The following is a 13273-nucleotide window of genomic DNA, read 5'->3' as shown; positions in this document are numbered from 1 at the left end:
CCGTCCTCAAAGGGATGGTATCCGTTTCAGCGAGAAATATAAGAATGATTTAAAGTGTAAAACATATAAATTCACAAAAAACCGGCCGCCTGCCGGCACCGGTCCTCTGTAATTTCTTATATGCATTGTAATTAGCACCATACCCCGTGACCTCAGCGGATCTCGGAGGGGCTTTTTCCTGTATACTGCTTGAACTGGCGGCTGAAGAAGAAAATATCTCGGTATCCCAGCGCGTCCGCCACTTCGGTCACGTTCATCCCGGCATACAGCAGCAAATGCTGAGCCCGTTCAATCCGGGTACGGATGACATAGGACTGAACGGACGAGCCGGTCAGCTCCTTGAATTTAATAGAGAAATACCGCGGCGACAGTCCGGCACGGGCGGCAAGATCCTCCACACGGTGTGACAAACCAGGATGCTGGCTTACATAATTGGCTATCTCATGAATCACCTCAGCAAGCTGGTTGCTGACATGGCGCTCCACAGGCATGACCCGATCCTCACGCAGCAAGTGAATCATCAGTTGCTTCAGAATCAGTTGGCCCTCTGCCTCGGCAGCGAAGGTCTTCACGAGAAACAGCCGGACATAACGGGCCAGCAGATGCTCGAATTCAACGGTCTCCGTGAGCACGCGATAAGGCTGTGGAATCTCGGTTACATCTTCGGCTACATCGAAGTGAATGTATGTAAGCACGAGCGGTTTTTGCGGATTATGCGAAGCCACGGTATGGTCCCCAGGCCGGAACAGGAAGCAGCTCCCCTTGCCGATCTGAAAAGGAACCCCGTTGCGCTCCAACGTACCTTCCCCACTCCAGACATAGAATAAATCATAGTTTTGCAACGGCTTCTCTCGCTTCTGCCATTTCCAACCCGGTTCGCACACAATCTTCGCCAGGGCAGGCAGAATGACAAAAGAGGACGGCGATGCATGCAGCATAAATGTGACCTCCTGAAAGTTTAGTGCAGCTGTTCATCTTCCATCATACCTTGTCACGTGGTATTTTGCACATCAGTCCATGCCTGATGCAAACGACGAACGCCTTCCTCTATCGCGGGAAGATCCAAATGGGAAAAATAAAAGCAGGCCGCAGGGGCTCCCGGCATCACCCGGTACAGCCCGGCGTCCCTGAATCCTGCGCCGCGCCGGAGGGCCCCGGCGCGGAAAGCTTCGAACGCCTCGGCGCTGCCCAGCCAGCGGGCGTACACATGCAGGCCAGCATCGCCGGGCAGCGGCTCAAACAGGCCGCCCAGCTGCGATGCCAGCAAAGCGCGGAAGGCCCGCCCGCGCTCGCCGTAAATGCGGGTCATCCGCCGCAGATGGCGGCGGTACCCGCCGGTGTTCATGAACCGCGCCAGGGCCCGCTGCTCCAGCAGCCCTGCCGCCAGCGGTTCATAGAGGGCTTTGGCGGCTAGCGCAGGGCCAGCAAGCAGCTGCGGCAGCACGGCGTAGCCGAGCCGCAGGCCCGCGAACATCGTGTTGGAGAAGGAGCCGATGTAGATCACACGGTCTTCCCGGTCGAGCGCCTTCAAAGGCTCGATCGGCCGGCCTGTCCAGCGGAATTCGCTGTCATAGTCGTCCTCAATGATGACGGCATGATGACGCTGCGCCCAGTCCAGCAGCGCTCGCCGCCGCTCCAGTGGCAGCACAGCTCCCGTCGGGAACTGGCGGCTCGGCGTCACGAACAGCAGCCGGGCATTCCAGTCCTCCGGCACAAGGCCACTCTCATCAACCGTGCCGGGGATTAGCACTCCGCCGGTCACTTCCACCGCCCGGCGGATACCATTAAAGCCAGGGTCCTCCGCAACGGCAGGTGAGCCAGGGTCCAGCAGCAGTTGGGTCAGGAGAACGATGCCCTGCATCGAGCCGCTGAACAACACGATCTGCGCAGCCTCCGCGCGGATGCCACGCGTAATCCGCAGATGCGTGGCGATGGCCCGCCGTAAGCCTTCATCACCCTGCGGCGGGCCAGCGCTCTCCAGTAGCGTGCCGCCCTTGCCTCCGGCATAGGCGAGAGCGCTTTTCCATTCATTATAAGGAAAATGTACCATTTGCAGTCCCTTGCTGCTAAAATCGATGAAATCGTAATTAAAGTCTTCATAGCTCCGGACCGGAGCCGGGACGGCTGTCAGCCGCTCCCCCCAGGCCGAGAGCGGAAGATGAACAGGCCCACGACATTCCATACCCTCTGGAGCGGACCCTTCTGCAATGACCGAAGGTGGAAGGGTCCGCTCTTGAGCTGCCTGATGTGCTGTGGTGAAGATATCCTCCGACACAAACGTCCCCCGGCCGGTCTCCGCCTGAACATAGCCATCAGCCAGGAGCATTTCATACACTTGTGAAGCCGAGCCGCGGGACAAGTTGTACAATTCCGCCATTCGCCGCGTAGATGGCAGCCGGGTACCGCCTGGCAGCGTACCGTCCAGAATAGCTGCACGCAGAGCATGATAGAGTGCCAAATATTTATAGCGATGTAACGCCAGATACTGGTCGTAGGGCAGCGTAAGCTCCATAATCGGGACACTCCTTTCATTCAAGCAGCAATTGGACCATTAAAAATAATGTAAATCGGCACTTTTTTATTGTCAATTTTCATTCTATCCTGTAGAAACCAAGCCACACAAGGATCAGCAGGAGCGAACGCTCCGCAAATACAAGAACCAGAGGAGTGTTCAACATGCGCAGAAAAGAATTTCAGGTCGACAACGAGGAGGAGCTGCAAACCTTCCTGGACGGGATGAGCTTCGGCTTTCTCGGCACTACGGATGAGCAGGGACGGCCAAGAGTCACCCCGCTGAATTTTGTATACACAGATGGATGCTTTTATTTTCACGGCAGCCATGCCGGAGGCAAGATGGAGGCCATCCGCCGCCAGCAGCAGGTGTGCTTCACGGTCGCAGACGAGTACGCACTGATTCCCTCCTATTTCAGCGATCCGCATCTCGCCTGCCCGGCCACCGCCTATTTTAAAAGTGTAACAGCCTTCGGTACCGCTGAGTCGGTGAGTGATATTACTGAGAAGGCAACGATATTGTCCCTGTTTATGAAAAAACTCCAACCCGAGGGCGGTTATGACGAGATTGATGCGGCAGACCCACAGTATCGCGCCCGCCTGAAAGGCGTCGCTATTGTCCGTATTACGCCTGATGAAATGACTGCCAAATTCAAATTCGGGCAGAATCTCAAAGACAATGAACGGACAGAGGTAATCAGCGGTCTAGCAGAGCGGAGCGGAGAACGGGATGCAGAAACGATAGAAATGATGAAAAAGTTCTGTCCTTATCCACATGATTTATAAAGGAAGAGTTAAACTCCTCTCATGTTTTAGTCCAGTGGACAACGTATACTCGCCGGACTTGCTGAAATGCTTGGGTACTCAAGCATTTCTTTCCCGCGCCTGTCAGGGTAGTCCTAACAAGATGCTGCACCCTTATGAAATAAGGCCAAAAAAGAACTGTCCGTCTAGTGCGGACAGTTCTTTTTTCAAATCTAAAACAGGCTGCTGAAACCGCCTGAAATGTCGTAAAACTATTTGAAAAAAACGCGCTTTCCTCAGTGACGGCGGCATTTCGCGATGATATAATGTTAGGCAATGTTAACCGTATCTATCCCCAAGATAACCCGGAAGGATGAAACTGATGAATTCATTGGCTGCACAATTGAACGAAAGTATCAAAGCCGGAAATGAACATGTCTACGAGATGCTCTCTACCCTTGGCAAGGAAATTTATTTCCCCAAAGAAGGGATTCTGAGCCAATCTGCGGAAGCTGGTGCTCATGCCAAGAAGTACAACGCTACGATCGGCATTGCCACTGAAGGCGGCGTACCTATGCACCTTGGCGTCATTCAAGATAAACTCTCTGCCTTCAGCCCCAAGGATCTTTACAGCTATGCTCCTCCGGCAGGCAAACCGGAGCTGCGTACTGCGTGGCGTGAGAAAATGCTGCTCGAGAATCCGTCGCTGGAAGGCAAGTCCTTCAGCAATCCTGTTGTGACCAACGCCCTCACCCATGGGCTTAGCATTGTGGCCGATCTGTTCGCAGAGCCGGGCGATGCCGTCATCTATCCGGATAAGAACTGGGAGAATTATGAGCTAACCTTTGGCATTCGTCGTCATGCCGAGACCGTTAACTATCCGCTCTTCACGGACGAAATGACCTTCAACAGCGCTGGCCTGCTCGATGCACTGCTCGCTCAGAAAGAACGCGGCAAAGCGATTGTGCTGCTCAACTTCCCGAACAACCCTACAGGATACACCCCAGGTCTTCAAGAAGGCGAAGAGATTGTCGCAGCCATTCTTCGTGCAGCCGAGGAAGGTATTAACGTTGTTGTGGTTAGTGATGATGCATATTTCGGATTGTTCTTCGAGGATTCACTTAAGGAATCCCTGTTCGGCAAGCTGGCCAGCCTGCATCCACGTGTACTGGCCGTGAAGGTGGACGGAGCAACGAAGGAAGAATTCGTCTGGGGCTTCCGTGTGGGCTTCATCACCTTTGCTTCGGAGAACAAAGATTTACTGTCTGCACTGGAGCAGAAGACACTCGGTATTATCCGTGCTACGATCTCTAGCGGAGCCCATCCGTCGCAGACCTTCGTGCTAGATGCGCTGAAGGCACCGGAATTCTCCGCCCAGAAGGAAGAGAAGTTCCAAATCATGAAAGGCCGCGCCAATAAAGTGAAATCACTGCTGGACAGCGGCAAATACGGGGAAGATGTCTGGACCTACTATCCATTCAACTCCGGCTATTTCATGTGTCTGAAGCTGAAGACCGTCTCTGCGGAAGCGCTGCGACTACACCTCATTCACCAATATGGACTTGGCACGATAGCACTCGGTGAAACCGATCTGCGCATTGCCTTCTCCTGTATTGAAGAAGAGTATCTGGAAGACCTGTTTGATCTGGTCTATGCAGGCGTTCGTGATCTTGAAAAAGCTTGATTTCACTCATTTTTCATCCATTATCAGTCCCGACTCGGTTCGGGGCTGATTTTTTTATCATTCTTTCCGGCATTGGCCTATACACGCCATCCCCTCCACACATACAATACCGTGTACTCAAGTACAACACACTTACACGCGGAAGGGGAATGAACATGAGCGAAGAAGTTAGAGGCGGATACGGATACGGCGGTGGATTCACAAGTACTGGCGCCATTTTGGTTCTCTTTATCCTGCTGGTTATCATCAGCCGTTCACTCTTTATCTAAGTTGAACTGACAATTTCAAGAAGAGTGCCTCTGCGCTCTTCTTATTCTGTTAGTCTCTCATCACATCTTATCCACCTCAGGTCACAGAGATAGTTATCCTTTGCAGCAGCAACAGTATTGAAAAAACGCCTTGACGAAAGCATACGTCAAGGCGTTTTTTTATGCTCTCCGTTGCCAGTCGGCAGGGAGATTACAGATTATACAGGCTGTAGATCAATACTGCGGCTTCTGCACGAGTCGTTACCCCGAGCGGATGAATGCGCGTGCCGTCGCCCTTAATAATTCCTGCTGCAATCAGCTTCGCAACGCTGTCTTGGGCGTATGACGCCACTTGGCCAGCATCGTTGAAGCTTTGCAGAGAAGCTCCACTTCCCGCTGGAAGTTTCTTTCCTGCCGCGGCGATCGCCTTAGCGGCCAGGGTCATCATCTCCTGACGCGTCACCGGAGCATTAGGATCAAAGCTTCCATCCGGGCGACCGGAAGCGATGTTCAGCTGCTTGGCGATAGCCAGCGCTGCGTATCGGTAGTCGCCCGATTTCACATCACTGAAGTTATCACTTGCAGTGGCAGTATCCAGACCGAGCGCTCTGACAAGCAGGAGTACAAAGTCTCCGCGCTTCACATCACTCTGCGGTCCAAACATTCCGTCCGAAATACCGGTAATAATTCCTTTGGACCCAAGCACTTCAATCGCCTGACGGGCCCATGGGTAACGCTCGATATCCCCGAAGGTCTTCTCCGTGAACGTAATGACATACGTGCCGGATAATGCTCCAGTAAAGACTACTGCCCCTGCACCACTGCGATATTGACCACTTGGGACAGCCGTCAGCGTTCCTGCCGCATTCAGGCTATGGATCGTGAGATGCTCCTCTTTACCACGTTCTCCAGCCAGTAGTACATAAGGCAGGGAGACTGTGATCCGCAAATCAGGTGATGTCCACGACACTTCTTTGCCATTAATCGTTGCACTAATTTTGTAGGCTGGCCGTGCATTTTGTCCTGCAAGCGATCCTTCCACCTTGGCGATGGTAATGATCCAAGGCGATTGAGCCTGATCTGCCCCCGCCTTCAGCACACTTGCCGGGATCAACAGTGTACCGAATCCGGTGCGGATTTCAATAGAAGTCTTCGCATCGGCGAACAACGCTCCTGCCGGCAGCTGCAGCTCATAACCTTTGGCATCCGCCAGAGATGGAATTTCAATCACGACATTCTTTTCATTACCGGACAGTGCTGCTTCCGCCTGCTTCAAGGCCTCAGCGCTAACCGTTGCCCTTGCACTGCCGTTGTCCTTATTCAATACTGGAGTCACAGTGATGATTTTGCCACCATTAACACTTTCTTTACTTCCACCTGCTGCCGGTGTTGGACTTGGTGTCGGAATATACCCTGAGTTCGAATCCGGACTATAGCTTGATCCCGGCGTTGGGCTTGGTGTTGCAGTAGGTGTTGCACTTGGTGTTGGGCTCGGAGTAGGTTCAGGACTTGGCGATGTACCCGGCCCACCATCCTCACTCAGGATATACTCGAAGCTGGATACATCGCTGGACTTCCAGCCCTCTTTGAGCGCGATAGCCTTAATCGTCTTACTTTTTCCTACATAGATTGGTCCGCTATAAAGTTGGCTGCTAGCTGTCGGCACAGAGCCATCCTGGGTATAGCGAATTTCCGCTCCGGCTGTTGCTGTCGTCAGCTTCACCTTCACCTCGCCGGTATATGTGCCTCCAGCAGGGTCGGCTTGCGGTGCGGACACCTTCTTCACTTCAGCATCTTCGGTGATGAGGTAGGAGAACGGTGCAACATAGCTGCTATTCATACCTTCCTTCACCGCTATGGAACGAATGACGGTCATATCGGAAATCTCAATCGCTCCGCTATACAGCTTGCTTTCTGCTGTAGGCAGAGAACCATCTGTAGTGTAGTAGATTTCTGCTCCTTCTGTAGCTGTACTTAATGTTACGATTTGCAACCCTTTATACTGGCCATGCTTCAGAGAGGAGACAGGCAATGCAGCCTTGCCTTCCTTCACTACAACATCCTCCGCCGGTTCCAGCGAGAACCAGTCCAGGTTGGCCCCGTTGTTGTTTAACGTGATCCGCAGCGTCTGTTCTCCCTGTGCAAGCCGGATAACACCACCAGTCTCACTGTATGAGCCCCAGTTGCCTGTCGCTGGCATAGCTGTATCCAGCAGCTTACTACCGTTCGCGGACAAGGTGACACTTACGCCGCCTTCTGTTGTGGCATAACGATAAATGATTTTATATAATCCGGCTTCAGCAATGCTCAATTTGTAGTCGAAGGAACCGCCGGATGAAGTAAATCCAATATTTTTAAAATCTAAAACGCCGTCCTTCATATTGCTCTGAACACCGTTTGTTGCAGCATTATAATAATTCTCAGCTTCAACCTTAATAGATCTGCTGCTGCCCATGACATCCGGCACATACCGCTCTACCGCGATGCCGCTGAGCTCATACCCGCCCGAACCTGCTTGCAGACGCAGCTTCTGCTCACCGCTCTTCAGCGGAAGCACTGCACGTATGCCGACCGTCTGGGAATAGAGATTTGGTACATCTAATGTCTTCAGGGTTTGACCCGCTTCTGTCTTGAAAATAATTCCCTGAGATGCTGCACCCGAGGATGTCGCTGTCAGCGTTACCGCATAGTCGCCGTCCTCCGGCACATTCACCCAATAGTCCACGTTCCCCCCGGCTTGAATGCCGGTGAGCTTTGCTCCGCTGCCTCCACCACTCGCCGTCATCCCTTGCAGTCGGTAGAATTGATCCAGCGATTTCAGCTCCAACAGGTTGATAGGCGCTGCTGCACGGGTTGTTCCCGCCAGCGTGGCTTCCGCCGTCAGTGTGGCTCCGCCTTCAGAATCAGCATAAGCGCTGACTGGCACGTTCACCTTCAGCTTCAAGTCGCTATAATACGGCTGACCATTCCAAGCCAGCGTCAGCTTCACTTGAACCGGATTGATTAGAACAGCCGAGTCAATGGAGACATGGCCCTGATCTTTTGCCGTTCCAGACACGGTAATGTCTTGCAGGTGGTCAGGGTTGAACGTTCCCCCGGTCAGGGAAATTATGATTTCCTGTCCCTTCACGTTATAAGGCAGACTGGATGGCGTAAGCGTAATGCTCTCCTCATCATTCACTGCCTTCACGATAACAGGGACTTTCAGCAGCTTCACATGGCCGTAAGCTTTCTGTGATTCAGTCTGATATACATCAGCCGTAACGGTCAGTACACGGTCTTTGTCAAAATCAACGCTCCGTGTGCCTTTCAGCACAACCTTAGCTGTGTGATCGTCTACCCGGTACACACTGTTCACAACGGTGCCAGGGTAATCTTCAATATTCCAATACGTTGCATCCAACACAGGTGCATATTTTTCGTTGTACAGAGTAACAAGCACCTCTGCTCCATCTTCCTGGCCTTCGGTGAGGATTGTATCACATTGTAATGCAGGGCCGAACACCAGTGATTTAAGCTGGAACCCTTCCCCTGTTACTTTTAGCGTCAAGATCTGTTCCCCTGCCGGGAGAGTCACCGCGCCTTGGAAGGACTGCCAGTTGCTCCATCCACCAGTACCCGGCAATCCATAGGTCGCTGACGTTACGGTAGCGTCTCCCTCACCGGCAAGCAGTTCGAATCCTGCGCCGTTATTGGCCGTGGTATACGATAACAGCAGCGGATAGCTGCCGGCCTCAGGAACATTGACCGTATATTTCGCCCAATCGCCATTGTCGGTATATCTAACCGCTCCGTCCTTCACCAGAACCCCGGAGGACCCGGTAAAATCTGCGGCAGGAAGGATGTTCGGCAGGCTCTTTGCTTCGGCAGAAGCTTTTACAAGGGTCAGGGACTTGATATTGTAGCCCTTGCCAGTGGTCTTCAGCGTAAGCTTATGAATGCCTTTATTCAGTGTTAAAACGGTGCGGTTTGCAGCAAAATCCTCTGCATCCGCAGTCTGCTTGGTCAGGTGAATGACTCCGACAGGCTTCCCGTCTTCAAAGATCTCGACTTGCTGTCCAGCCCCGGCAATGCCGGTAAAGCTGTGTTCAAAATTCAGCGCATAGCTTCCGCTTTCCTGCACGTTCACTACATAGTCGAAGGAAGAAGTGCCTTCGGAAAGTCCAGAAATATATCCATTGGCATGCTTGGTGTATTGGCCCTCGGCTGCATCAAAATCAACAGCATTCCAAGCACCCGGCGCCTTCTTGATTCCATTCACACGTTCCCATGTATACGTTCCAACCGATTTAGCCGGCATCACTGCAGTAATCTGTGTACCATCGGCAAGTAGCTTGAATGGCTGTGCTTCATTCGTCTGGTTGATCACCACAGTTACAATTTCTTTGCCATCTGGGCTTGCAAACGCCACATTGGTTACAGTGCTGCTTGAGCCGTAGTTACTATCAATCCGCACATAACCTGGTTTGACAAACTTGGTATACTGGCCCATCAAATAATATTCCGGAAGCAGCCAGTAGTTGTTGCGGTTCGCTGAATCCTGCACTATCGGTGTAGGATCGGGAATTCCTGTCCATTGGTGGGAGGCGATATCGCTATCCAGCATCGCTACCCAGGAGTTGTAGCTACGGGCCCAATTGCGGAAATACTGGGCCATCCGGTCAGCACCTGACGTTCCCCATACCGCACGTTCGGTCAGATAGACATGCTTCTCAGGATACAGGTCATGAAGCTGAGTCATCAGCCCAAGATCGCCTCCGTAATCATGGAAAGCTGTACCGTCGACGGCATCATAGGCGCCCTCTTCCTTATTCCCGAGAATCTGTGCCGGATATGCCATCGTATCACCAGGGTTGTGGTCAAAGGTCCACAGCTTCACATATGTGAATCCGGCAGCATCCAACTCGGCACGTAGCAGCTTGGCGAGCCGGGATTGCTGTTCCCACGACATTCTGGTACTTGGGTATTCGATTTCCAGCAGAGGTTCATTCTGCATGGTCATTCCCTCAAAGGTAATGCCGAGCTTCGCGTATTCCTGCAGGAATCTCACATAATATTTGGCCAGCACTGGCAAATATTCTTCCTTTACTTGCCCCTTGATCATACTGTCCGTTGTTTTCATCCAGCCCGGCGGGCTCCATGGTGAAGCAAAGAACTTAATGTCCGGGTTGATGCTCTGGATTTTTTTCACGGTGCTAATGATATGGTAATCAATATCCTTCTGAATCGAGAAATGCTCCAGATTAACATCCGTTTGTCCCGGCGGCATATCGTTATAGCTGTAAAATTCTTTATCTGTAAAATCTGCCGTTCCGATCGTCAGACGCAGCATACTCATACCAATGCCGTCCTTAGGATCGATCATTTGGCGCAGCAATTCATCCTGCTTGGCCGGAGACATCTTGGCCAGATTGTTGACGGTCGATTCCTCCATCGAGGTTCCGATACCCAGAATAGATTGATATTTCTTGTCCGGGTCAATATGAATGGACGTGCCTTCTGCATTGTTAGGCAGGGCAATATTCAGTGGTTTTTGCTGCTCCAGCTTGGCATCGCCCTCCTGATAGCGGTCGGCGTAATACCATTTCCGGTCAGATGGATCACGTTCTCTGGAGACCCAGGAGCTGACTGCATCCTGCTTAATAACATTCTCCTGTACGGTTTCCCCGCCGCCGCCCGGATTCGGCTCTTCGGCAGTAACATCTCCTGTACGGGTGTACTGAACCCAGTTGAGGTTGATATTCCCGCTGGTAAATTCAAGACGGATCTTTTGCAATCCCGCCTTTCGGAAGACCACATTATCCACCGCTTTGGTCTGCCAGTTCTGCCAACCGCCTGTCGAGGTTACGCTTAAGGTACCAAGCGTCTTCCCTTCTGCGGATTTGACCTTGATGCCTGTAGGGTTGCCATTGACTGCATACCGGAAGTCCACCCGGTAAGTGCCTGCTTCAGCTACATTGACGTTATAGTCCAGCCACTCGCCTGCTGAGGTGTAGCCAACATTGAGCCCTCCACCTACATCCTGCGTCTCCTGGGTTTGCAGGCCTGCGCTCTTGGCGCTGAAATCTTCGGCCTCGATCTTGCCCGGAATGAGATGCGCCGGTTCCTGGACTACCGGTCCTTCCGGCAGAACAGGTGTCTCTTCATTTTTGGTCAACCCATAACCTGTCTTGAACAAGACATTCTGACTCTCGTTATTCACCGGATATTGATCCAGTGTAAACGGCCAGCGGATCGGGTTCTTGCCCTTGAAATCCTTGTTACCGAACAGCACATCGGCAACCCCGGCTCCCTCCGTACCTGGCAGCCAGGCAGCGACGAGTGCGTCCCAATCCTTCAACTGCGGGGCAATTGTCATTGGGCGCCCGGAGACGAGCACCACAATAATCGGGATATTCGGATCAGCGGCCCGAATGTTGGCCACTGTTGCCAGATCCTGCTCATCCAGGTTCAGATTCGTACGGTCCCCGGCGCTCTCCGCATATGGCGTTTCGCCGATCACGGCAATCGCCACATCATGGCCGGCCGCACCGCGTCCATTTTTGTTATAGGTAACGCTTGCGGACGGGGAAACCACATCCTTGATACCTTGCAGAATGGTGGTGCCTTCCGTGATCTTTCCGGATTTGCCCTGCCAGGTAATCGACCAACCTCCAGCCTGATTGCCGATATCATCCGCATTCTTCCCGGCGACAAAAATCTTCTTCATCCCGCTTAGCTGGGACAGAAGCGGCTTGCCGTTCACTTTGTCATTCTTCAATAGCACCAGCGATTCCGCTACCGACTGACGTGCCAGTGTCCGGTTCTCCGTGGAGCCGAAGGCACCCGCCAGATCAGTGTCACTCTTCGGATGCTCGAACAGTCCAGAAGCAATTTTCACCCGGATAATCCGCTCAGCGGCATCATTAATCCGCGCCTCCTTGACTCTACCTTCGCCTACAAGATCCTTGATATGCTTCAGACTGATTTTCCAGTCTGCGGTTAACATGAACATATCAACCCCGGCGTTGATGGAAGCGGCAAGCTGATTTTTCAATCCACTGACCGGTTTCCCGTCACTATCCCGTGTAATTTGCTGTACAGCGTTATAGTCAGAAATAACAAAGCCTGTAAAGCCCAGGCCGCCGTTCTTCTTGTCGCCTTTCAGTACATCTGTGAGCAGATGCTGATTGGCATGCATCTTCAAGCCATTGATACTGTGGTAGGATGCCATTACAGTCTGTACACCCGCATTCACTGCGGCCTCGTATACTTTCAAATCCTTTTTGATAATTTCTTCTTCGGTGTAGTGAGTAGTATCACCCTGGTTTACTCCATTGTCCGTATAACCCTCACCCAGATAATGCTTGGCAGTACCCGTTATGGTACTTGCACCGACCAATTCTGCAGGCGTTCGCCCCTGTAATCCCAGAATATAAGCCGCCCCAAGCTTGGCAGTAATCTCTTGATTGTCACTGAAGCCCTCGTACGTGCGCCCCCATCTTGCGTTGTAAGGAGAGGCCATGGTTGGGGCAAAGGTCCAGTTCGCTCCGGTCGCCGCCACTTCCTTGGCAGCAGCTGCCCCGATCTTCTCTGTCAGTTCAGGGTCATTCGCTGCTCCCAGCCCGATGTTGTGAGGGAACAATGTAGCCCCTTTGAGATTGTTATGTCCATGTACTGCATCGACGCCATACAGCAGGGGAATACCTAGCCGTGTCGACAACGCACCATCCTGATATCCGTCGATCAGTGACCTCCAGTGATCCGGCGTGCTGTCGCTTTCCTTCCCATTTGGAAAGGAGCCGCCGCCGCTGAGGACAGAGCCAAGTCCATACTCCATCACTTCCTCAGGTGTAACCGAGGCCCTTTCGGCTTGGATCATCTGCCCGATTTTCTCGTCCAGCGTCATGCGGGATAGCAAGTCAGCCGTACGTTCATCCACACTTTTCCTCGCATCATAGTATACCGGAAGTCCTGTCTCACCACTTGCAGCACGTGCCACGCCTGCGCCCAGCACATCCAAAACCACTGAAGACAGCAAAAGCATGACCAAAAAAATGGACAATCTTCTTTTCACGCCTGAATCCTCCCCCAATACGTAGTTGTT

Annotated in this window: 6 protein-coding genes; 3 read left to right on the top strand and 3 right to left on the bottom strand. The window is 52.5% G+C overall.

Annotated elements, in window-relative coordinates:
• Positions 1-152 precede the first annotated feature (152 nt).
• Positions 153-938: a helix-turn-helix domain-containing protein gene (locus tag AC3Y23_RS15275; protein WP_379200311.1), complete on the bottom strand. Its 786-nt coding sequence runs from the start codon at positions 936-938 to the stop codon at positions 153-155.
• A gap of 53 nt (positions 939-991) precedes the next feature.
• Positions 992-2512, bottom strand: coding sequence for a MocR-like pyridoxine biosynthesis transcription factor PdxR (gene pdxR, locus AC3Y23_RS15270; RefSeq protein ID WP_379200607.1), 1521 nt, complete (start codon positions 2510-2512; stop codon positions 992-994).
• A gap of 164 nt (positions 2513-2676) precedes the next feature.
• Here pdxR and AC3Y23_RS15265 point away from each other — a divergent pair, with 164 nt between their 5' ends.
• The 3 genes from AC3Y23_RS15265 (at position 2677) to AC3Y23_RS15255 (ending at position 5208) form a co-directional block, all read left to right on the top strand.
• Positions 2677-3297 (top strand): pyridoxamine 5'-phosphate oxidase family protein, encoded by a 621-nt coding sequence (locus AC3Y23_RS15265; RefSeq protein ID WP_379200309.1) that lies wholly within the window; start codon positions 2677-2679, stop codon positions 3295-3297.
• Between the two features lie 340 nt (positions 3298-3637).
• Entirely contained in the window at positions 3638-4939 is a 1302-nt protein-coding gene (locus AC3Y23_RS15260) for an aminotransferase class I/II-fold pyridoxal phosphate-dependent enzyme (RefSeq protein ID WP_379200307.1), read from the top strand.
• Positions 4940-5094: 155 nt separating this feature from the next.
• Positions 5095-5208, top strand: coding sequence for a YjcZ family sporulation protein (locus tag AC3Y23_RS15255; protein WP_379200305.1), 114 nt, complete (start codon positions 5095-5097; stop codon positions 5206-5208).
• Positions 5209-5398: 190 nt separating this feature from the next.
• On the opposite strand, the gene AC3Y23_RS15250 is transcribed toward AC3Y23_RS15255, so the two are convergent.
• A complete protein-coding gene (locus tag AC3Y23_RS15250; protein WP_379200303.1) occupies positions 5399-13243 on the bottom strand; it encodes a glycoside hydrolase family 3 N-terminal domain-containing protein in 7845 nt (2614 codons plus the stop codon).
• Positions 13244-13273 lie beyond the last annotated feature (30 nt).

This window comes from Paenibacillus sp. MAHUQ-45, assembly GCF_058133325.1.
This window is presented reverse-complemented; position numbering and strand designations above follow the sequence as displayed.

Coding starts and splice junctions, on each gene's coding strand:
- AC3Y23_RS15275 (WP_379200311.1), bottom strand. CDS start 938: ATGCTGCATGCATCGCCGTCCTCTTTTGTCATTCTGCCTGCCCTGGCG.
- pdxR (WP_379200607.1), bottom strand. CDS start 2,512: ATGGAGCTTACGCTGCCCTACGACCAGTATCTGGCGTTACATCGCTAT.
- AC3Y23_RS15265 (WP_379200309.1), top strand. CDS start 2,677: ATGCGCAGAAAAGAATTTCAGGTCGACAACGAGGAGGAGCTGCAAACC.
- AC3Y23_RS15260 (WP_379200307.1), top strand. CDS start 3,638: ATGAATTCATTGGCTGCACAATTGAACGAAAGTATCAAAGCCGGAAAT.
- AC3Y23_RS15255 (WP_379200305.1), top strand. CDS start 5,095: ATGAGCGAAGAAGTTAGAGGCGGATACGGATACGGCGGTGGATTCACA.